The 22,591-nt window shown below is 49.4% G+C and carries 18 protein-coding genes; 7 read left to right on the top strand and 11 right to left on the bottom strand.

Annotated elements, in window-relative coordinates:
• Positions 1–16: 16 nt before the first annotated feature.
• Together FYJ45_RS14510 and FYJ45_RS14505 are read right to left on the bottom strand one after the other, a co-directional pair.
• Complete coding sequence (locus tag FYJ45_RS14510) at positions 17–1,027, bottom strand: P-loop NTPase family protein (RefSeq protein WP_154465316.1); 1,011 nt, start codon at positions 1,025–1,027, stop codon at positions 17–19.
• 342 nt (positions 1,028–1,369) lie between these two features.
• Positions 1,370–1,642 (bottom strand): pro-sigmaK processing inhibitor BofA family protein, encoded by a 273-nt coding sequence (locus tag FYJ45_RS14505; protein ID WP_235930816.1) that lies wholly within the window; start codon positions 1,640–1,642, stop codon positions 1,370–1,372.
• 186 nt (positions 1,643–1,828) lie between these two features.
• Here FYJ45_RS14505 and FYJ45_RS14500 point away from each other — a divergent pair, with 186 nt between their 5' ends.
• Entirely contained in the window at positions 1,829–2,080 is a 252-nt protein-coding gene (locus FYJ45_RS14500) for a DUF2508 family protein (protein ID WP_025488087.1), read from the top strand.
• 119 nt (positions 2,081–2,199) lie between these two features.
• On the opposite strand, the gene glgB is transcribed toward FYJ45_RS14500, so the two are convergent.
• From glgB to FYJ45_RS14480, 4 genes are all read right to left on the bottom strand, one after another.
• Positions 2,200–4,122, bottom strand: coding sequence for a 1,4-alpha-glucan branching protein GlgB (gene glgB / locus FYJ45_RS14495; RefSeq protein ID WP_154465314.1), 1,923 nt, complete (start codon positions 4,120–4,122; stop codon positions 2,200–2,202).
• Positions 4,123–4,163: 41 nt separating this feature from the next.
• The gene (locus tag FYJ45_RS14490) at positions 4,164–7,145 is read right to left on the bottom strand and encodes a hypothetical protein (RefSeq protein WP_154465312.1); all 2,982 of its coding nucleotides are present in this window, start codon (positions 7,143–7,145) and stop codon (positions 4,164–4,166) included.
• Positions 7,146–7,315: 170 nt separating this feature from the next.
• Entirely contained in the window at positions 7,316–8,572 is a 1,257-nt protein-coding gene (locus tag FYJ45_RS14485) for an NUDIX hydrolase (protein ID WP_154465310.1), read from the bottom strand.
• Positions 8,569–9,561, bottom strand: coding sequence for an ROK family protein (locus FYJ45_RS14480; RefSeq protein WP_154465308.1), 993 nt, complete (start codon positions 9,559–9,561; stop codon positions 8,569–8,571). Before FYJ45_RS14480 ends, FYJ45_RS14485 begins: the two co-directional genes overlap by 4 nt.
• A gap of 386 nt (positions 9,562–9,947) precedes the next feature.
• On the opposite strand from FYJ45_RS14480, the gene FYJ45_RS14475 reads away from it, so the two are divergent.
• From FYJ45_RS14475 to FYJ45_RS14460, 5 genes are all read left to right on the top strand, one after another.
• The gene (locus FYJ45_RS14475; RefSeq protein ID WP_320620785.1) at positions 9,948–10,304 is read left to right on the top strand and encodes a DUF554 family protein; all 357 of its coding nucleotides are present in this window, start codon (positions 9,948–9,950) and stop codon (positions 10,302–10,304) included.
• Positions 10,205–10,417, top strand: coding sequence for a DUF554 family protein (locus tag FYJ45_RS31770; RefSeq protein ID WP_321170241.1), 213 nt, complete (start codon positions 10,205–10,207; stop codon positions 10,415–10,417). The genes FYJ45_RS14475 and FYJ45_RS31770 overlap by 100 nt, the downstream gene beginning before the upstream one ends.
• A gap of 21 nt (positions 10,418–10,438) precedes the next feature.
• On the top strand, positions 10,439–11,014 hold the full coding sequence (locus FYJ45_RS14470; protein ID WP_235930815.1) for a hypothetical protein: 576 nt from the start codon (positions 10,439–10,441) through the stop codon (positions 11,012–11,014).
• Positions 11,015–11,301: 287 nt separating this feature from the next.
• Positions 11,302–12,225 carry a phosphotransferase family protein gene (locus tag FYJ45_RS14465; RefSeq protein ID WP_154465306.1) on the top strand — a complete coding sequence of 308 codons (924 nt, stop codon included), beginning with the start codon at positions 11,302–11,304 and terminating at the stop codon, positions 12,223–12,225.
• Positions 12,226–12,986: 761 nt separating this feature from the next.
• The gene (locus FYJ45_RS14460) at positions 12,987–14,519 is read left to right on the top strand and encodes an ATP-binding cassette domain-containing protein (RefSeq protein WP_154465304.1); all 1,533 of its coding nucleotides are present in this window, start codon (positions 12,987–12,989) and stop codon (positions 14,517–14,519) included.
• A gap of 35 nt (positions 14,520–14,554) precedes the next feature.
• Here FYJ45_RS14460 and FYJ45_RS14455 read toward each other — a convergent pair whose 3' ends face one another.
• A complete protein-coding gene (locus FYJ45_RS14455) occupies positions 14,555–15,508 on the bottom strand; it encodes a hypothetical protein (protein ID WP_154465302.1) in 954 nt (317 codons plus the stop codon).
• A complete protein-coding gene (locus FYJ45_RS14450; protein ID WP_154465300.1) occupies positions 15,490–15,828 on the bottom strand; it encodes a hypothetical protein in 339 nt (112 codons plus the stop codon). Before FYJ45_RS14450 ends, FYJ45_RS14455 begins: the two co-directional genes overlap by 19 nt.
• Before the next feature lie 372 nt (positions 15,829–16,200).
• Between FYJ45_RS14450 and FYJ45_RS14445 the strand changes: the two genes are divergently transcribed.
• Positions 16,201–17,133 carry a helix-turn-helix domain-containing protein gene (locus tag FYJ45_RS14445; RefSeq protein ID WP_195841820.1) on the top strand — a complete coding sequence of 311 codons (933 nt, stop codon included), beginning with the start codon at positions 16,201–16,203 and terminating at the stop codon, positions 17,131–17,133.
• Between the two features lie 58 nt (positions 17,134–17,191).
• Here the strand turns inward: FYJ45_RS14445 and FYJ45_RS14440 are convergent, their stop codons facing one another.
• The 3 genes from FYJ45_RS14440 to FYJ45_RS14430 form a co-directional block, all read right to left on the bottom strand.
• Entirely contained in the window at positions 17,192–19,180 is a 1,989-nt protein-coding gene (locus tag FYJ45_RS14440; protein ID WP_235930814.1) for an endonuclease MutS2, read from the bottom strand.
• A 514-nt stretch (positions 19,181–19,694) separates the two neighbouring features.
• Positions 19,695–21,746, bottom strand: coding sequence for an efflux RND transporter periplasmic adaptor subunit (locus tag FYJ45_RS14435; RefSeq protein ID WP_154465296.1), 2,052 nt, complete (start codon positions 21,744–21,746; stop codon positions 19,695–19,697).
• Positions 21,747–21,758: 12 nt separating this feature from the next.
• Positions 21,759–22,580, bottom strand: a complete 822-nt coding sequence (locus FYJ45_RS14430; protein WP_276890248.1) for a carbohydrate ABC transporter permease — start codon at positions 22,578–22,580, stop codon at positions 21,759–21,761.
• Positions 22,581–22,591 lie beyond the last annotated feature (11 nt).

Genomic DNA, 22,591 nt, shown 5'->3' with positions numbered 1-22,591 from the left:
TATGACCGTGACGCATCTATTCTTCCTTCCAGTCCTCTCTTATCAGTTCCTGTACCAGTACGGCCAGTTCACCCCGGGTCATATTCTCCAACCCGACCGGCAGCTGACGGAACAGAGGCAGTCTGCATTTCCTTGTCTTTTCCAGTATTTCCTCGCAGTCAAGACAGCGCAGCAGCTCTTCATACTGCTCCTGTTTTGCCGCGGCAAAACCATCATCCCTGGTAATGGTATAAACCCTGGTACACAGCTTCAGGATATCGAAAAGCCCCTGTATGGCTTCCGATAAATCAAGAAGAATATATTCATATCTTCCTGTCAATTCCAGTTCTTCAAAAAGCTGCAGCCACTCCTCTTTTTCCACTCTCTGCAAGTCCATGCAGGAAAAAACAGGGGGGATGAAGTCAAGTCCGTTCACCTTCTGTACCATTCCTTCCAGCCTGTAAGGAAATCTGCCGTCTCCGTTATGCAGGAAATAAATCAGATCCGACAAATCGGTTCGAAACTCCCGCTGCAGCATACGCGCCAGCCCGGAATAGCTTTCAAAATTCAGATAAAGCACTTTGTGTCTGCGGGCGAGAAGCTGCCCAAGAGTGAAAGATAATGTGGTTTGGAGACACCGCCTTACCGGTGTGTAGATTCCGATGAGCTGTACGTTCCCCAGCCTCTGAGAACGTGTAGCCGGAGGAAGAATTCCTCTGTCTGCGGCTATTTCCATAATTCTGCGGACAATATTGTCCATGGACTGATACTTGTTCACGGTGTCCAGGCCAGGCGGCCCCTCCCCGCATTCCTCAAGTATCAGAATCTGATCCGCCTCCCAGTCCGTTTCCGAGCGATATACGGATTCTGTAATCAGCAGAAAGGAAACGCGGCTGTCTTTACAGAATTGCTTCAGCTTGTCCGGGCTGGTAAAGACCTGCACTTCAAAGGGAAATCCGTCCTTTGCCGTCAGCAGGCTGAGATAATCCGTGAGATGACAGGCGAATTCCTGCTCTCTGTCACATACTGCCAAAATATTCTTTTTCAATAACACCTCCCGGTTCACATGGAAAGGGTATTTTCATAAAATACGCAGTAAAATTCCACTCTCCGTTGTTCCCCTGAATAAAATAAAAATGATGGAAAAATGAAAATGCTGATTCAACAGCCAGAAATTGATACACGGTTCTGCCTGAAAACAGATACCGCAAAAGAAAATTAGATATTTCCGATTGGTAAAATGAAGTATAAAACATGGTTTCCATTTTGTAAATAGGGTTACGTAAATTAAATCATTTTTGTTAAAATGTTCCAAAGGTGTCACAATAAAAAGAATAAAAAAGCCGAAAACACCTGGAAAACACTGAGTTTCCAGGTGTCAAAAAACCTCCTACAGCATAGAAACCACATTGATCCCATACAGCAGCGCCACCCCCGGCAGCCCGAGCAGTCCTGACGCAATAATACTGAAGGGTCCGATTCCCACACGCCAGGCAAAGCCCTGTGACTGCAGAAACATATTGATAAAATAAATTGCCAGCGTCCCCAGTACGGCGCGCATAATAAAATTAATCAACAGCTCCGTTTTGCTGCGCATAGCTGCAATCAGAAGTACAAGCGCAAAAGCGATGCCTATCATCAAGGCTCCGTTCATATTTTCCATTTATCCTCCGGTCCCGACGTATTTCGGCAGGGTTATTCACATTTCATCCCTCCAAAACAGATCGGTCTGTCCTTTCTACACCATATGTGAAAAATAAGAAAATATAACATGCATATTTTACCTTTTTTCTGTATATACTTATTTACAAAGTACTTATTGGCAAAATCAGGCAGAGGAGGAGGATTCATGAAATTCCATTTCAGCCAGGGCTCTGTGAATAAAGCGGACAGGCCCCTTACCTATCAGGAAAGTCTGATGCTGGACATACAGAAGACAAGATGTGAATTGGAAAATGCCTACGCGGGTTTTGATTATGTTACAGATCCCGATCTGATTGACTGCTATATTTATGAACAGAATGCAGTCATGAAAAGATACAAATACCTTTTGCAGAAAGCGGCAAGCTTAAAGGCCTCAGAACAGACAGTAAGCGGATAACACCGGCTCTTTTCGATCTGCCGCCGCAAGCTTATGCAGGCAGAGTTTTTCCCCCTTGACTTCTGCCTGATTTAAAAGCACAGCCTCCTTTGGGAAGACTGTGCTTTTATTTTGAATTATCAGAACATAAATACTGCTGCGCTTGATGCAGGAAGGTCAAAGGTAATCCGGTAGGGCTTATAGTCGCATGGCTCCGCTGTTGCCCGGATGGATGCAGGTATCTCCGCCCCATTTCCGCCGAATGCTTTATCATCGCTGTTCAGAATAAGCTTGTAGCTCTTCTTTTTGGGCACGCCCACACTGTAGTCTTTTCTTTCCACAGGGGTCATGTTCAGCACGAAAAGGAGGCTGTTTTTGCCATCTGAGGATCTGCGGATAAAGCTGTATGTACTGCGTTCCGCATCGTCCGCATTCACCCATTCGAAGCCGTTCCAGTCATTGTCGATTTCATGCAGGCACGGATATTTACGGTAAAGGTTCAGAAGTGTTTTTACATATTCCAGCATGCCGCTGTTGAGTTCATCCTGGAGCATATACCAGTCAAGCTCCCTGGCCTCGCTCCATTCTCTTTCCTGGGCAAATTCCTGTCCCATGAACAGAAGCTTCTTCCCCTCGTGCCCGAACATATACGCATATCCGGCTCTCAGGTTCGCATACTTATCAGCTCTCAGGCCGGGCATTTTATTTACCATGGAGCATTTCAAATGCACCACCTCATCATGAGACAGCGGAAGGATATAATTTTCCGAACTGTTGTAGCTCATGGCAAAGGTCATGGCGTAATGATCATTTTTACGGAAATAGGGATCCAGCTTCATGTACTCACAGAAATCATGCATCCATCCCATATTCCACTTAAAGCTGAAGTCCAGGCCGCCTTTGTCAATAGGCCCTGTAACGAGCGGCCATGCGGTGGATTCCTCCGCAATTGTCATAACTCCGGGGAAGGTCCCTCTGATGACGGAGTTAAAATGCTTGAAAAATTCTATGGCCTCCAGATTCTTGTTGCCGCCGAATTTATTGGGCACCCATTCGCCGTCTTTTTTGCCATAGTCCAGATAAAGCATGGAAGCCACGGCATCCACACGCAGGCCGTCAATATGGAATTCCTTAATCCAGAAAAGAGCATTGGCAATCAGGAAATTTTTTACCTCGTTTTTGCCATAGTTGAAAATCTTGGTGCCCCAGTCAGGATGCTCTCCCAATCTTGGATCGGGATGTTCAAAAAGCGGTTCCCCGTCAAACTCCGCGAGTCCGTGGGCATCCTTGGGGAAATGCGCGGGCACCCAGTCAAGGATCACACCGATTTTATTGCGGTGAAGGGTATTAATCAGGTATGCAAAATCCTCCGGCGTCCCATAGCGGGAGGTAGGCGCATAATATCCTGTCACCTGATACCCCCAGGAACCGTCAAAGGGATGCTCTGCAACACCCATCAGCTCCACATGGGTAAATTTCACTTCCTTAAGATAGCTGACAAGACGATCCGCAAACTCCCTGTAATTATAAAAACCATCCTCCGTCCCGTCCGGATGCTTCATCCAGGAGCCGATATGACATTCATAGACAGCCAGAGGTTCCCTGTTCATATCCTTTCCCGCACGTTCCTCCATCCATACGGAATCTGTCCATTTGAAATGGGAAATATCCGTGGTAATGGAAGCTGTGCCGGGCCTTTTTTCCGCATAGTTGGCAAACGGGTCCGCTTTGTAAAGCTTACGGCCGTCAGGCGCGGTGATCAGAAACTTATACATCTCCCCCGTGCCTACTCCGGGAATGAAAAGCTCATAAATTCCTCCCGGCCCCTTTTTTTTCATTAGGTATTGGGTTTCCTCCCATCCGTTGAAAGTACCGAAAACATGTACCTGCAGCGCATGCGGCGCCCAGACAGCAAAAAACATTCCCTTCTTTCCGTTCTCCACGGAAGGATGGGCCCCCAGTTTTTTGTAGATGTCATAATGTGTCCCCTGTGCAAACAGATACTCATCGGCCTCGGAGATAAAAACCTCCGGTGCTTTTTTTGTCTTTGCTACACCTGCCATCTCTACCTCTCTTCCGCCGCCATAGGCGGCTTAGATTCTTTCTATATGAAATCCCCCTCATGCAGAATAATCATATCATCATCATCGTACCGTTTTGCCAGCAGTACATCCATAAAATGCTTCGGCGTCTTGCGGTTGGCGTGATCAATCGCTTCGTCCACAATATCCCTGACGTCGTTTACCGTTACGATATGATCGCTTGTCTGCATATCTTCAATGCGGGTATGAAGGGCCAGCCTTCCCAGCTCATCGATTGCGTATTCATGCATTTTTGCGTACTGACAGCCATAGGCTACAAGCGTACCGTTATCCAGCGCTTCGATGTCAAATCTCGCATTAAAGAAGGACTCCATTTCCGGATTGGCGGAAATCAGTTTCTTTATATTTCTCTTCGTATCTACCAGAATTACCAGGATGCCTGTCCGCTCCTGGTTCAGCGCATCCAGAAGGCTTCCCATGCTTTCATCGGCGATGTCCCCTGCCGAGTCTATGACAAGGGCGCCTCCGGCCAGCTTTTCAATCAGTTCTGCCGGATTCTTTTTGCTGAAGGCATCTCCGTCTATTTTTGCAAGCTTTCCGGAGAAATTATGATCCTTTGCCCGGAAGTCCCTGACAATATTCTTCGTCAGGCTCATCGTGTCTGAGCCCGGGTCCCCGGTAATAATCAGGTTTCCCGTATATGCGGCAAGGCTCAGCCTGTCCAGCGCACGGACCAGTCTCTTCATCGCGCCCTTCGTGGGCACAAAGGAGGCAAATAGCTGTTTTTCTTCCCGGCTCATGGAACGGATTTCCTGTTCCAGGCGTTCGTCCTCCCGGCGTTCTTCTTCTTCCTGGCTGACTTCCTCCTCCGGATATTCCTCTTCGTTAACCGCCTCTTCCTCTGCTGCAGCTCCTTCATAGGGCTGCTGTACATATGCCGCGGAATCATTTCGTTCCTCCGCCCCGTATGAGGTTTCCGGTTCGGGATATGCGGGAGCCTGCGGCGCAGTCTCCTGCTGAGGCTGAGAATATGGCTGAGCGGGCTGTGTATTATAGTCAGTACGGACTGGCTGCGCCTGTTCCTCCGGCATTACTGCAGGCTGAACCTCCGGCTGCGTATGTACTTCTGCGGAGGACCCGGTCTGTGCCGGCTGAGACTCAGGTAAGGATTGAGGCGCCGGATGATACTGGGTTTCCGGAATAGCCTGGGCTTCCGGAACGGACTGCACTTCCGGAACGGCCCGCGCTTCCGGCGCCGGCTGCACCGGCTGGGGTACTGCAGCGGCTCCTGCACCAGGCTGCTGCTGTATGGGAGCCTGAACAGGCGAAAGCTCTTTCATGCCGGACTCCGGCGCAGTGACTGCGGCTGATGGTACACCGGCTCCTGCTGCAGGCACTGCATTTACGGGAACACTTCCCTCCAATACCGCACTAACCGCTTCCCCGGCACGCTTTATGGCGTTTTCCACTTCTTCAGCCGCCCATATCTTGGTATGTGCGGATATTACACTCGTATCGGCATGACGTTTGCGCTCCACGGGAATTCTTTCTTCCTTCTGGAGACGTTCCAGCACACCCTTTCTGGCAGTCTCATCAAAGTCACGGAAAAGAGAACCGGTCTGCTCCATAACCCGCTGCTGCAGCTGCTTACGGCGCTTCTCCTCGTTCTCATGCTTCATTTTCTCCCATTCCTTCATGATGTCTTCAATATTCATCTGTCCGGTGATTTGTCTTTCGATTTGCTGCTCTTCCGGCATAACCAGACCGATCTGACCATCATATTCCTGGGATAAATAACTGTTCATTTTTGGTTCACTGCTTACATAACGGTCCGCAGCCGAAACCTCCGGCTGCTGAACCTGAGTATAAACAGGCTGTGCCTCCGCCGTATAGGGCGCAGGCTGCTCCTGCACACTGTTCTGAGGCATGTATCCCTGTGCGGATGCCTCCGGCTGATAACTATACTGATTGGCATCCGGCTGGTATTCCTGCGCCGGAGTCTCCTGCTGATACCCCTGCGCCGCTTCGGCCGGATACTGCACTCCCTCCGGCCGTCCCCCTTCATATTCATATTGTTCATACTGTTCGCCGCCGTACTGCTGTCCGGCGAAGTTCTGTTCATTCATCTCCCCTGTATCGGAAGAAATATCATAGGACTGATCCGCAAAGGTCTGGTCGGCGTAGGCCTGTTCCTGGGCGATCAGCTGTTCCTTATATGCCTGAAGGGAAACCGGTTCGCCTGGGGGCTTTCCGTTAAGCATGAGTTCTTCCATGCTCTTGGCCAGTTCTTTCTGAAGGTTGATGGTATTATACTGCCCCACGTCCATGGGCTTTACATGGATATCGTCCTCAGCTGCCGCGCCGTTCTTCGCAGCCGCGTTCCGGCCCTTCTGTTTCTCCTCCGGTTCCGGGACGCGCAGCCCCTGCTTACGCATCATGTAGGCTTCGAATTTCTGCTGCTGCGCCGGTGAAAGGGGCTGATGAAGCATTTTCAGCTCCATGGCCTTAATTACATATTTCCCTTCGCCGAACCAGAGAATAAGTTCGTCGCATTCCTCCACACATTTAGTTGCCAGCCCTACCCTGTGATAAAGGTATGCCAGCTCATAGGCCCATTTTTCCCTGTAATCCCTCTTTTTGAGTTCCTCAAGGACTGCAATCCGCTCCTCCAGCCCCACGTCCTGCGCTTCGTACAGCTTGTACTGGAGCACATATCTGCCGCTGTCATTGGGGGCTATCTGGACAAAATCCTTATAATACTCAATAGCCTGTACCACTTCTCCCATCTTAATAGAAAGATCACAGAGAGAATAAATAATCATTCTCCCTGCGGGGTGGCGTTCGTTCGCCATTTCCAGAAGCAGCTTCGCATCGTCAAATCTTCTGTTTACCTTATAAAGATCACTGACTGTGCAGAGCATCATCACGCTCTTCACTCTTGTCCAGTCAATGGTATCCGCGACCTTCGCAGCTTCCACATACTTCTTCTGCGAGATCAGTGTCTTAATTTCCTCTGCCCGTATTTTGTACTCATATTTATCCAAGGTGCCACCTCTACCGTAATCCTGATTAGGCATAATTACCCACTTTTTTTATCATTTAAGTTTACCATAGGTGCAATGTCTTGTCAAAGCCAAATGCCCGTAAATATAAGCTTCTTTTGCCATTCTAATGCGGTTTTACGATAACTTAAAAATAGTACTTATGCATACTTTTAATCAAACAGCACCTTCCAGTTTTCATTTTCTGCTGCCGCAAAGCACATGGCAACCTGTTCCTCCGTTGTTTTGTCCGCATCCATTTGGGGAAGCCTGTCAGGGGGGAACCAGCCGCTTTGGACGGTTTCAATATTTCTTTCGAATTTTCCTTCTATGGGTTCGCAAAGAATAAATACCTTGCAGATATTATATGCGTGAGGCGGCAGATTATGCCGGTTCCGGTCCTGCACCGCTACGATTTTTACCGGTGCGACCAGCATGCCCGCCTCTTCCCTGGCCTCCTTTACCGTATTTTCACGGATGGTCTGATCCATATCCACCCAGCCTCCGGGCATGGACCAGCGGCCAGTCATTTCCTGAACAAGAAGAATTTTTCCATCCCTGATGACGGCTGCCCGGCTGTCAAGCTTGGGCGTCTGGTATCCGCTTTCCAGGCAGAAAAGATCATGTACCTGTTCAAAGGATAAATCCGTGTTACAGCTTACGATTTCCGCCGCTATTTCGCGTATTCTTCCAAAACGTTCCAGATCAAAGCGATCCTTTGAATAGGTAAGGCCGGCCTGGGCGATGAACTGCAGTTCCATGGCCCATTTCAGCCATCTGCGGTTCTTTCTGGGATCTTCCTTTCGCACAAATACGGATGGAATTTCTCCAGGATGCGCAAGATAAAAATCTGCTCTGATATGCTCGGGCGAAGCGCAGCCCCACAGCGCCAGCGCGCTTTCCACGCCTGCGTCGGCGGCGCATGCCATATCATAGGCCGTATCACCAATATATACAGCTTCTTCCGGCTGTGCCTTCTGCCTGCGCAGATATTCCCTGACAGGTTCGCCGTCCGGCTTGTGGCGGATGGTGTCATCCGCACAGATGACGGTATCAAAAAATGGCTCCAGCCCAAACGGAAGAAAATCCTTTTCATATTCCGGCCGGTTCCTGGAGGTGACGATTCCGAGGCGGATTTCTTTTTCCTTAAGCGCCGTAAGTGTCTCACGGATTCCCGGGAATATACGCATATATTTATGATAGGACGGTGTCAGAGTTCCCCAGAACTGTACGGTTTCCGCAAGTTCTTCCTCCGCGAAGCCCAGTCTGCGAAGCGCGGCTTCACTGGGAATCCCCAGCGCAAATTTCAGTTCTTCCGTTTCCATATGTTTTCCTTTTTTCATCAGCACTGTTTCCTGCAGGGAAAGAAGCACTGATTCCTCAGAGTCGAGCAGTGTTCCGTCGATATCAAAAATCACATGTTTTTTCATAGGCTATATATATCCCTTTCTTTCAGCATATTGGCAATTACCATGAGGCCCTGTTCGTAGTCTGTTTCATAGGAGTCTGAAATCTCCAGCAGGGGCATGGAGTGTTCGGGAATTACTTTTTCACATTCCCGGTACAGCTCCTCCAGCGCACCGTCCAGGAATGGGTTTCTGTACAGCACCACTCTTTCCGGATTGAGCACCGAGGCATAGATTTGTATGATTTTACAGTATATTTCCAGCATGCGGGACGGGGCAAAATTCTTGTCTGCGGGCCTGAGCTTTCCGGGCATATCCGGCAGGAAGCCCAGTTCCCCTGCAAAATCGCTGGCGCCCTGCCATACCTTTCCATTGATTACTATGCCGGCCCCCATGCCGTTTTTGCCCAGATAAATACAGACACAGCAGCCATCGCTTCGGCCGGCCAGGCTCCATCTGCCCGCCGCCACAGCATTCATGTCATTTACCGCTCTTACAGGAATTCCGAATTTCCTTGAAAAATGCTCCTGCAGGTTTACCCCTGTCAGTTCACTTCCTCCTGCGGTGAGAACAACCTTCCCTCCGGAAACCATGCCCGCCGCTCCGATTACAATCCCCTTCAGACAGGGAAACTGTGTTCGGATGCTTTCTACTTTTGCTTCCATGGCAGTAAGAATGGGGAATTTTTCTTCGGAGGTTTCCTCTTTCAGGCTGTTTCCCTCCAGATCCTTCAACGACCAGTGGATTGTATCGTTTTCCACCGTAAGGAGCAGATAGAGGGAAAATACCGGATTCAGTCTGTACAGTGCGGCACATCTGCCGCCGCCTGATTTCTCCGTTCCGGCTTCCTCCACCTCTCCGGTTTCACAGAGAAGATCCACGGTTTTACTGATTGTGGGAAAGCTCAGGCCTGTTTTCCGGGAGAGACCGCTTTTGCTCACGGGTCCCAGCCCTTTCATGCAGTCCCTCACAATTTCCTGGTTCATATCCTTAACGGTAAGCGTACTTGCCATCCTGTTTCCCTCCCAAAATTGTTTATTACTTTTTAAAAGTATTTTAATTATAGTGTATTAGCGGGTTCAATGCAATATTTTTTTACTTTACATTGGAATTTTTATATAATCAAATACAAAAATATGAAAATCAAAAAAAGCTTTACGCATAAGGCATCGTTTCTCTGCTTCTGCTCTTTTTCTGCGGCATTCCGGTTCATTTTATTTCTATTTATATCTATTTATAATAGAAGAATTGCTTCCGGTATGATAAAGTATTTCTAGGGCAATTTTCAATACCGCTCCAGAGTTAATCCGGCTGCACCGCAGCAGCTGACAGGGCGGGCGGAAAATGGCTATGCTTCGCAAATGCCCTTACCGGCAAATATTTATTACAGGAGACAGACATGAGGGGTTTAGGTACAATTATCAATGTAGCGGCCGTCATATTAGGCGGCGGCCTTGGCATGCTTTTGAAGGGAGGGCTGAAGGAACGTTTTCAGCAGATACTCATGCAGGCCCTTGGGGTATGCACCATTTTTATTGGCATATCAGGAGCGTTGAAGGGCATTCTCCGCGTGGAGAACGGCACACTGGAAACTACGGGCACCATGCTTCTCATCGCGTCCCTACCGCACTTCCGGTGGGACTGTGGCAGGGCGGCATCACAATTTTTGCCGGGTTTCTGGAACCTGTCCTCACACCGCAGATCGTCTCCGATCTTTCCTTTACCGGGAATGTGCCGATTTTCTGTGTGGGTGTGAATCTTGCTTTCGGCAAAAAATTCCGTGTAGGAAACATGCTGTCGGCCTTGCTCTTCGCTGCAGTGTTTGATGCTGTTGCAGGTATATTTAAAATTTATTTGTATTTTTTGTAGAAATGGAGAAAATTATTAAAAATGGAAACATATCTTGTCGATTTTCTTAATAATTTAAAGAATTGCCGTCTAAAGAAAAAACATGGCATAGTTCTTCATAATGTGATTTTCCCTCTGTGGCTGCTGTGGATTTTTCCCGTGACCTGGATTGTGGTGCTTCCGGCGAACCTGTTGATTGATCTGCTTGTCCTTTCGCTGACCATGCGCTGCCTTAAGCTGGACGGCAGAAAGGAAATCGCCAAAAAGGCTGTTCTGAAAATATGGGTTTCCGGGTTTGTTTCTGATTTTATCGGCACCGCAGTGATGGTTTGTGCTGTACTCATAGATTCCTTCCTGGATTACCAGTCTCCGCTGGGGGCATGGTGGTACGAAAATATGACAAATGCCGTGGCGCTTGATCCTTTTGAAACTCTGCCCGCATTCCTTTGGACGGCGGCCTGTATCCTTATCAGCGGTATCTGCATTTATCAGTTGAATTTCAGGCTGGCGTTGAAGAAGGCTGTGCCGGATACGGCCATACGGAAGAAGCTTGCGCTTTCCCTTGCCGTATTTACCGCCCCTTATCTGTTTTTACTTCCCACAGCATGGTTTTTCTGATGACAGGCATCCGGGGTAATGTTTTCCCAGTTTCCCCATTTTCAGCACATCTGCATTTACTTCGCCGACCATAAGCAGAGAAATCAGAGGCGGAAGAATCCATTTCCAAAGACAATTCGGGATGGATGATGACAGCAGCTGAGAAGGTAGTTAACAGATAGCTCCAGGAAAACAATCGGATATTTACGATATTTTTCTTTATTTATTAATATTTTTCTTTATATCACTTAATATTTTTAAGTCCCTTTTCATATGCAGTCCAAGCATATACAGACAGGAGAATTCAAATGGAAGCTTATGTAAGTGCAGTAATCGAAGAACATTATCACACTCTGCCCCTCTCCGTCAAAGCCCTCGGCGGCGGGTTTTATGGAAGGGTCTTTCTGGCAGTGCTGCCGGAAGCTCCGTTTCGGGTGGTAATTAAGCTTTATCTTTATCCCGGGCTGGCCCTGCAGGAGGAAACGCAGCTGAATCTGCTGCACAGCACCGCACTTCTGCCCATGCCGAAGGTCTATTTTGTCCGTGTAAATGACAGCCTCATCCCCTATGACGCACTTGCCATGGAGTTCCTGGAGGGAATCAATGCGGGAGGTGAAATAAGGTTTTCCAAAGAGGATATGAAAAAACTGGGCGCCGTAATGATTGATAACCTTATCGCCTGGCACAATACCTGCAATCCCGGAGGTTTTGGGAAGATCAATGCCCCCTCCCCTGAGAAGGACTGGCTGTCCTGTTACCGCAGGAAGGCCGGGGAGGATTTGAAAAAGGCAGAGCTCCTTTACCGAAGCGGAAAGCTGGAAAAGGATGTATTTTTCCTGATGGACAGGGCCTATGAGAGGATAGATGACATTTTCTATCTTCCTGTCGCAAAGGCATCCCTGATTCACGGGGATTACAATACCTGGAACCTGCTCCTCAGCGAGGATCTTTCCCGGGTGTCCGGGGTGATTGATCCCTTTAACTGCTGCTTTGCCGATGCCGAGATGGATCTGTACCAGCTGGACAATGCCAACGGCAGGGATTACGGGCTGCTGGAGCAATACAGTCAAAGAGTCCGGCTCAGTGAAAACTTTGCATTAAAAAACTGCTTCTATGAATTGTTCACAGAGCTGATGCATTATCATGACGCCCATGTGGATCCAATCGTTCCCAGGGTCGCAGAGGAAGCTGAGGCGCTCCGCATCCAGCTTGTCAGGTTTGGCATTATCTGAGGCCGCGCTTTGTCCAACTCTAAAATAACAGGCCTGAGCTGACAGCTGATCCGCATTCAGGCCTGTCATTTTAGGGCTGGACAAAGCGAAATGAACATGTTATATTGATGGGGAATCAGCGTTGCTGAGTTCAAAAAAGAGAAAAAGACAACGGCTGAAGAATAACCATCATCATTTAGCAGTGTTTTGAATTGACAGCCTGACATAACAGGCAGACAGGAGAAGAAATGCGGAAATAATCTGAATTTGGTATGGGAGTGTATTTTGAAATTACTTTCTGCAGGATGAACAGTACCATTCATGAGGTATTGGCCTGCTATCCATGAAGCGCAGCAAGCCTGGGGATTAAACCAGGGGGACCTGCCACGTAAAGCAGAGAGCCTGCTATCGCAGGCGGCGGACGCAGGAATGATTTTTCAAACATACTCCAGGTAACTGGTTATAAAACCAGGTTAACAGTAAACAATAGTGAGACGCGGGATTACAGAGGTTTTAGACACGAACGCGCCTGCTTTCGTTTGTTGCCATTTTCGGATTTTCAGCATTTTCATAATAGATTTCAGCGCATAAACCAGGTCCTTTCCGTGTGTTCCGGAAGGCCGGGCGGTGTTTTTTTACGGCACCGGCAGCGTTGTCCATTATGTAAATAACATTAAAATCCACATCCGGCGGCAGACGGAATGTGGATTTTTTTATATCCTTTCGGCAGGCGTATTTTCCCGGTAAATTTACATACTGCGTTTAAAAGGAGCTGATGATGAATGCTACAGATAAAGAATCTGACAATCACACACAAAAAGGACCTCCGTCCTCTTCTGGAGGATTTTAATTTTACACTGAACACGGGGGACAGGGCGGTAATTATCAGTGAGGAGGGCAACGGAAAATCCACCCTGCTGAAGCTGATTTATGATGCCTCACTTGTCTCTGACTATGTGGAATATACCGGCCAGATACTCACCCAGGGAACACTGCTTGGATATCTTCCCCAGGAATTTCCCGATGCCTGGAAAAAAGAAACCATCTACAGCTATTGTGTCGGAACGCCTGCCTTTACTGATTTATCCCCGAAAGAGCTGGCAGCTATCGCTTCACAGCTTATGCTTCCCGCAGACTTTTTTTACTCCGACCAGCTTTGCGGAACGCTTTCCGGCGGAGAAAAGGTTAAGCTGCAGATTGCTGCGCTGCAGATGGGCAGTCCTGATATCTATCTTCTGGACGAGCCTTCAAACGATATTGATATTGAAACGCTGGAATGGCTGGAGCATTTCATCAACAGCTGCGGAAAATCGGTGCTTTTTGTCTCCCACGATGAGACTCTGATTGAAAATACCGCCAACGTTATCATACACCTGGAGCAGATCATGCGTAAGACCAGGCCACGCCATACCATTGTCAGAATGCCCTACCGGAAATACATCAGCAGCCGCGAAGCGGCATTTGAGCGTCAGGAGCAGCTGGCGCAGAATGAACGTCGGGAATACCGTAAGCAAATGGAACGCTTCCGCCAGATTGAGCAGCGCGTGGAAGCAATGCAGAACGGAATCAGCCGCCAGGATCCCCATGGCGGCCGCCTGCTTAAGAAAAAAATGAAGGCTGTCAAATCCCAGGAGCATCGTTTTGAACGGGAAAAAGAGGATATGACGCAGGCTCCGGATATGGAAAAGGCGATTTTTGTAAAAATAACGCCGGAAACCAGGATACCTAACGGTAAAATTGTACTGGATTATACGCAGGAAACGCTGTCTGCGGGCGGCCGGGTTCTTGCCTCCCACATTTCACTCCGGATTGCAGGCCCCGAAAAAATATGTATTGTGGGAAGAAACGGCGCGGGAAAAACCACGCTTTTGAAACAGATCGCCGCCCTGCTTCTGTCCCGTCCGGATTTAAAAGCCGCCTATATGCCCCAGGATTATGAAGAGCTTTTAAATATGGATCAGAATCCCGTGGAATTTCTTTCCGCTAAGGGTGATAAGGCGGAGCAGACCATGATCCGCACCTATCTGGGCAGCATGCGGTATACGGCAGATGAAATGTCCCATTGTATCCGGGAGCTTTCCGGCGGGCAGAAAGCAAAGCTTTTGTTCCTGAAAATGAGTCTGGACGGCTGCAATGTATTGATACTGGATGAACCTACACGGAATTTTTCCCCGCTTTCCGGTCCGGTAATCCGTCAGGTGCTCAAAAGCTTCGACGGCGCGATAATCAGTATTTCCCACGACCGGAAATATATTGGGGAAGTGGTGTCGGTAGTTTATGAACTGACCGAAAACGGGCTTTACAGAATGGTATAAAGCCCGTATGCTTTCTGGATGGGCGGAGGGATATTTTACTCCCAATATCCTTCCGCGCGGACCGGTCCCAGCAGGCCGCTTCCTTCCACAGGCATGGTCACGGAGAAGAAATCGCGGTATTTGTGTACGAGCGTATTGGTGACATATACTGTCAGCCGGTTTTTGCCCTTCACGACTCCGGTGATGCTGCAGCTGTAGGGCGGCGCAATACGCACGGCCTCCTTTTCGCCGTTCAGCCATACCTCCAGCGTTTCATAGACAGCTCCAAAATCAATCGAAAGCATTTCCCCATCGCGATCCGGATCCCACATAAAATCCGCCTCATATCTGATTGTTCCCGCAAATTCCTCCATGCCTTCCGCTGCTGTGATATTGTACAGCCTGCCGGAAGCAGCGCCGGCAGATGCTCCTGCCTTACCGCTCTTTTCATCGTACGCTTCTGCCAGCCCCCTGTTTTCGGCAAAAGCTTTTTCCTTAAAGCTTCGGAAGGCCAACCTCCAGCCATCATCCAGTTCCATTACCCTTCCCCGCCTGACTTCCTTACAGCGGGGCAGATGCTCCTGCGGCTCTCCCAGATAAAGCACCGACGCTTCGCCGGGCGCAAGCCGCAGCATAATTTTTCCGTCGTTATCCCTCTGTACCGGCTCCAGACGGTTATCAAACGCATCATACCAGCAGGCATTCTCCGTTCCCGGCTCATATCCCTTCAGGGTTATGACGCTTTCCACGGAAAGAAACGGCGCTTCATTAAAAAAGAAAATAAAATCCCCGTTCTGGTGTTTATAATGGTAACACCTCAAATAAGGGGACGTATTTTCACAGAAAATATCCCGTTCCATCGCCTCATCCAGATAAGCGAGCAGCCTGCTTTCCTCACCGCAGGCGCAGGAATAAAAGCTGCCGGAATCATCGGACGTATGTGCTTCCTCCACCTTCACCAGATGGTTCCATTCTGCGACAGACCCTTTTTTCAGGCGTTCTCCAGCCATTTTGTCCTGTTTATCCGTCCGGGCCCCCTCGTTTTTCCATCCGTAAAACCGTTCATCAGCTTCAGCCCTTCACTCCAGCCATAGGCGCCATAAACCTCGCACATGGTTCTTCCCTTTTTCTTCGGATCCAGATGGCCCAGAGAAGCCCCCATTTTTGCAAGGCCATAGTGAAAGAAGGTACCGTTATATATCCCTTTTCCCCCAATATTGTAAAACTCATTCCTATCATAGCCGGGGCGGATCTGCTGCAGTACCACATCAATTCCGGACATATGCTGTCCCCACAGCGCTTTGAAAAAATGTCCGGTTCCGTCCCCCACAGCCCCTTCACCATGCCGTCCAGCTCTTCTCCCCAGGGAAGACGCATGTCGGGCTGTCCGATGACAGCGTTGTACCCATACTCCCCGGAGCAGTTTCCAAGCTCCGGCTCATCGGAAAAAAGCCTACAAAGGTACTGCCGAACTCTTCTTTATAATGGTTCCAGTGAGGCTCATATACCGTATCCAGGAAAAAACGGACCGCCGCCGCAGAAATCCAGGCGCTGAATTCCACCTAAGGCCTATATCCGCGGAGCGGATATGATATACTAATGAAGAACATTATTATTTTCCGCAAAGCATTTCACCATGTCCATCCATGTCAAGATTTTTAACAGCCACGCTGTTATTCTGATAAATGAAGGAGAACAAAACATGCAATGGGACAAAATAGATCTGGCCTCGAGGATGCAGAATTACATCCGTGAACACTGTATGGACGAAGATTTCAGCATGGATGCGCTGTATGCCTCCACCGGTTATTCCAAAAGGCACGCCTGCCGTATTTTCAAAGAGCTTCTTTATAAGACGCCGGAGGAATATGTACGGGCCGTACAGATGACAGCAAGCGCGGAATCTCTGATTAAAACGGATGCCAACATTCTTGACATCGCCCTGGATACGGACTATGAAAGCCATGAGGGATATACACGGGCCTTTGAAAAGCTGTTCGGCACCACGCCTTCGTGCTACCGCAACGGCCAGACTCCGATTCCGCTCTTTATCCAATATCCCATAAAGCATTATTACTCCTATCTGAGGCAAAAGGAGAAGAAACAAATGGAAAATGAAAACAATCTGAACAATGAGACCAAGGCGTCTCCCTCCCTCTGCACCGTTACAGTTATCAGCAAGCCCGCACGGAAGCTTCTTGTAATGTATGCGAAGAAAGCACATGATTATTTTTCGTTCTGTGAGGAAGTGGGCTGTGAGTGGGAGGGGCTTTTTAACAGCATTCCCAGCCGCCTGGAGACGGCAGCCCTGATAACGCTTCCGCCGTCCCTGATACCGGAAGGCAGTACGGAAACCGCCGCAGGCGTGGAGCTGGATGCGGATGCGGTTGTCAAAATTCCTGAGGGCTGCAGCCTTATCGAGCTTCCTCCCTGTGATTATCTTTACTTCCAGTCTCCTCCCTATGAAAATGAAGAGGATTACTGTACCGCCATCGAGCTTGTCTTCCAGGCAAGCGAGACATATCAGCCGGAACGCTTTGGGTACCGCTATGCTCCAAAGCTGGCTCCCGCCTTTAACTTCGGCGCGGATACCAGGACGGGCGGATGTATCTCTCTTCCTGTGCAGAAGCTATAAAAAGAAGGCAGGCTTCCCTTCCCCGCGGAAGGTGAAGCCTGCTGTGAGATATATGGTACTATTTTCCGTCCTCTTCCTTTTCATATCTAATTTCCAGGCCGGGTACGAATTTCCTGTCCATCTGATGCCTGGCCTTCCGGTTTTCCACGGTATCAAAAATAATGGAGAAATCATAATCCGCCGGGTACATTTCCGCCGCGGCTACCTTCAGCTGAAGCCTTTTGTAATTGATCCTCATTTTTTTCTTCTGGATCTGCACTCCTACATCGCCCTTATCATCCGCCGGCTCATATACGATTCCCAGCTTTCTCTGGGGATATACCATGACGCTGTCTCCCATGGAGAAACGGCCTTTTATCTCTTCAGCCTTTACTTTGCAGGAATTCTGCGCATCCTCCTTCGACCTAATCCGGGACTTCTGCGGTCTTTTTTTTGATTTATCCAGGCTGCCGCCCTCCATCGCCTGTGGTCCGGACGTTTCCATGAGGTCGGGCAGGGAGCGTTTGTTTTTTTCACCGCTTCCATAGGCGGCTTTCCAGGCTGTCTCCAGGGTTTCTTCTGCCATTCCCAAGCGCCTGGCGATATAAAAAGCACAGCTTTCTCCCGCTTCGCCCAGTTCCAGCCGGTACAGCGGCTTCAGGCTTTCTTTATCAAAGGCCATTCTGGCATTGATCACGCCCTCTGTTCGTTCGCCGTATTCCTTTACCTCCGGATAATGGGTGGTTACCAGGAACAGGCAGCCCCGTTTTCTCAGTTCTTCCAAAACCGCCACCGCAATTCCCATACCTTCCGCCGGATCAGTTCCGGATCCAAGCTCATCCAGCAGCACCAGGCTTTCCCTGTCGGCTTTCTGCAGGATGCGTATAATATTTTTAATATGGGCGGAGAAGGTGGAGAGATTTTCCGAAATGCTCTGCCCGTCCCCGATATCGCAGAAAATATCCGCATTCATAGCCAAATCCGCTTCCTCACAGGGTATATGAAGTCCGCAGCAGGCCATGACGGAGAGCAGTCCCACCGTTTTCAGTGCCACTGTTTTTCCTCCGGTATTGGGTCCTGTAATTATGACGCCCTGGGTCTTTCCCCCAAACTCCACATTCAATGGCACCGGGTTTTCGCTGGTAAGAAGAGGGTGCCTTCCGTTCACAATACGGATAAAACGCCGGGTATTTAAAGAAGGCTGTCTGGCCTGCATATCCGCGCTCAGCTTACCCTTTGCAAAAATAAAATCCAGCTCCTCCATATATTCCAGATTTACGGAAACGGCATCCAGATTATCCCCTACCAGGGCCGACAGGGTATAGAGTATGATTTTTTCCTCGTTTTCCTCCGCCGTTTCCAGAAGGCCAAGTTCCTCGCGGAGCTTTGATACCGCGGTTGGCTCTATAAAAAAGGTTGCGCCTGTGGACGAAGCATCCACTACGGTTCCGGGGACCTGGCTTTTATATTCTTTTTTTACAGGCAATGTGAACCTGCCGTTTCTCATGGAAACAAAGCTTTCCGAAAAATACTTCCGGCTGCTGCGGAGCATGGTGTCCAGCTTTGCCCTGATCTGCCCCTCCGCCTGTTCCTTTTTCTGGCGTATGCTGCGTAGTGTCTTACTGGCATAATCATCCACACGGCCGCCCCGGATACAGCGTTCGATCTCTTCCTGAAGCGCGCTTAAGTCCTGGAAGCCGGCGGCAAATCCGGCCATACCGGGGGCAAGATCCCTGCATCGGCCCAGGTAACGGGTCAGCCGCAGGGAAAGTACGGCAAACTGCCTGACGCTCTCCAGCTGATCCGGGGTCAGCATCCTTCCCGCTTTTGCCTCCTGGGCGGCTTCCCTTACTCCTGCCGTATCCGAAAAGGGCGGGGTTCCCAGTGCATCCAGAACCTTCCTTGCCTCTGTCGTCTCCTGCAGGGCGGCCTCCGCCCTGGCCTGATCCAGGAAAGGCTCCATTTGTTCAAACCGCTGCGCGGCCTTTTCCGTCATTGCATTTTTTACCAGCATTTCTTTTATTCTGCGAAATTCCAGCATTTCATTCATATCGTTGTTTTCGTTCATAATATTGATTCTCCCCATTTTTCTTACAGTTCAGACGGCTGAACCGCCGCCTGTTTTTGTTTCTTTCAATTGTTTTTCAGATTTGTGGGAAGACAAGGAAAGGCATAACCCCGCAATCAGGATTATGCCTTCTATACTTTTAAAGTATGTGTCTACGCAACCTGTTCGGAACTCATCAGGGCAGACTCCCAGAGGGAACGACGCAAAAACCCCGTCTCTGCCTTAACACGCTATTCGCCTGTCTTCCTCACATTGGCTGCAATTAACATACATTTTCCTCTCTTTCTTTCTGTAACTGAAGCTTTACACATGTCCGAATGACACAGCTTCAGTCACTGCCCCTATAATAACAGGCGCCTTTGGCTTTGTCAAAGGGTTTCCCGTATTTTTTCTGCATATTTTTTAATCTTGTTTCCTGAAAATATTGCAAATCAGGCAAGGCAGTGCCATGATTATATTATATAGGTGCTGCCGATAGACGGTTGCCCTTCAAATTAACAGTAAAAAATAACCGCTATTCCTTCCTACTGCCGTAACGTACCACCGCCCCCTCTTCAAGGGCTTTTGTCGTATCTACTATAATTTCCGTATCCGCATCTATTGTTCCTTCTTCAATGGAGGCAAATTTATTGTTCTTGTCCAGTACATTTACGTTTACGCGGCTTGCGGCAAGTTCTTCCCCCAAAATTCCCTGCTGTTTTCTGAGTACAAAAACATAAGAAATGCCGTTATCAGTATAAACTGCCTTTGCCGGAATAGTCAGGGGATAGCTTTGTGACTGAGAGGAAGCCGTCATGGTTCCACTCTGTCCTACCGCGCCTTCGCCGGGGGGCAGGTAAACTATGGCGTCATAGCCGCCCGGCGTGCTTTCGCTTTCCGCCAGATAGGCAACCTGTCCTTCCACAGTTCTGCCGCTGTTACCCAGCTTCAGGGAAACCGTATCATTGATATCCACATACTTCTTTTCCTCCCTGGTGAGCGTAGTCCGGAATTTAAAGCTTTCATCCAGATCGGCCAGAACCACGGAAGCGCCGTCCGGCACTCTTTCTCCGGAGGATATTTTGATTTTGGTTACGATGCCGTTATCCTCGCTGAATACCTGTCCGTCTGCTTTTTGGAGCTGCACGTACTTCTGCAGGATTTCATTCCGGTAGGCAATCTCCGTCTGGTTCATTTCCAGAGTCAGATCCGGATTCGCTGCAAGCGTTGAGTCCTCTACCTTCCGCTTTGCCTCAAGCATGGCGTCCAGCTTATCCCAAACGCTGTTTTCCTGATTCTGCTTTGCACTGTCTACGGAATCCTCCAGGCTTTTCTTTGTACTCTCCCAGTTTTCCCAGGCAGAATCTTCGATTGCATAGTCCGGCTTGGTCTTTGGATCTACATTTCCCTTCGCCAGCTTCTCTTCTATGCTTTTAACTCTTCTTTCCGCGCTTTCTCTCCTGGCTTCAGCCGCCTTCAGCGCTTCCTCCAGCCGCTCTCGTTCAGGATCCGCCGCAGGGCCGGAACCGCCGCCGGTGTTGTCTTCCCCGCCATCTGGTGTCCCGCCATTATCAGATGCTTCACCGCTGTCCGAACCGCCGCCGGTACTGGAACCATCGCCGGCTGATCCACCATCATCTGAACCACCAACCGAATCGCCGCCAGTTGAATCACCCCCAGCTGTTCCACTGCCATCCGAACCGCCATCATTCCCGCTTACACTGCCGCCTGATGCCTGGCCTTCCCTGCTTTGCGCCGTATTTTCCCGGACCGCCTCCTGTCCACCGTCATGGCTGTCCGGGCTGCCACCGGAGCTGCCGGATCCGCTGTTGTTATCCTCGCCCGAACTATCAGATCCGCTGTCACCGTCCCCGCCGCCGAAATCACCGTGGGCGGCGATATAATCATCCAGCGCCTTCCGGGCCGCCTCTTCCTCCGCCTTAGCCGCTTCCAGCTCCGAATTTGCGCTTATCTGCTGCTTCTGTAAATCCTTCATCCGGCTGTCCCAGTCCTTATACTCCTCTTTTTTCTGGTTCCGTTCCTCATCCGGGGTCTGCCTGGGCTGGTTATTCAGATGGTCATCCAGCTTTTTTTCCGCCTTCGCCACAGCATCCCCCGCCTGCTCTATTTTCCTATCCTCCTCCGTATCCGCAAGCGCATAATCCTCCAGAGAACGGTTCTGGGCCAGCAGCTCCTTCTGGGCATCAAGCTCCTTTTGCTGCCTTGCCTGCTCATTGCTCATCTCCAGCTTTTTGATCGCAAGCTCCTGTTCCGATATTTTTTCCTTTAAATCCTCCTGATCCACATCAAACAACAATGTATTCGCAGAAATGCTGTCTCCCAGGTTTACATAAATCTGATTGACCTTCAGGCCGCTGACGGTATCCACAGCCACCTCCCGGTTGGCTGTTACCATACCTTCCGCCTCCACCATATGGCCGAGTGCCCTTTTTTCCGGCTTTTCCGTCTCCACCTGCGGCAGACTCGCTCCGTAAATCCCCTTTGATAACAGCGTGCACAAAAACATAATCACAAAAAATACACAGCCGGCATACAGGATTTTTTTCTTTTTCTTCAGAAATTCCATGACTTATCTCTCCTATTCCTTCAATCCGCTCATAGCAATCCCCTGTTCCAGATAATCCTGTCCCAGCAGAAAAACAAAGACCGCGGGGATCAGCGTCACCACCGATGCGGCAAATGCAAAGCCCGCCTGCGTAAGCCCGATTTCGGGCAGATATAAGGACAGCGGCCACAATTCTTTACTCTTTAAAAAGGTGAGCGGCTGCTCAATCATATTCCAATACTCCAGAAAGCCCAGCACAAATGCGGAAAGGATTCCCGAGGAGCCCAACGGAAGCCCTATCCTTACAAAAAGTCCAAGCTCTCCTGCGCCGTCTATCCTTCCAGCCTCCAGCAGCCCGGGATGAATGCTGCAGAACCCTCTGTAAATCAGAAACACAGGAAAAGTGGAAAAAATGACAGGAAGTATGACGGCAGCCTGCGTATCCATAAGACGCAGCCGGTCCAGCACCAGATATGAAGACAGCATGGTCACCTGAAATGGCATCAGCATTAAAACAATATACAGGGTAAACAAAAGCCTGCGGAAAGGAAATCTGTAAACCGCAAAGGCCCATGCCGCCGGCACCGCTATCACCAGCTGGCCCGCCAGGATGATGAGCACCATTTTGATAGAATTCCAGAACAGGATAAAAAACTGGGGAGAATAAAAAAGCAACCTCCGATACCACTCCAGTGTGGGAAACTCCGGCAGCACCGTCCAGTTAATAAAACCGCTTCCCCCGGAAAGCACTGCTTTAAACGCCTGTGTCAGCTCATATTCCCCGGTCATGGAGCCTGAAAGCAATAGCAGAACAGGAGAGCAGGTAAACAGGCCGGTAAAAATAAGAACCCCCATTAATAATGCTC

The organism is Eisenbergiella porci (assembly GCF_009696275.1).
Classification (GTDB): domain Bacteria; phylum Bacillota; class Clostridia; order Lachnospirales; family Lachnospiraceae; genus Eisenbergiella; species Eisenbergiella porci.
This window is presented reverse-complemented; position numbering and strand designations above follow the sequence as displayed.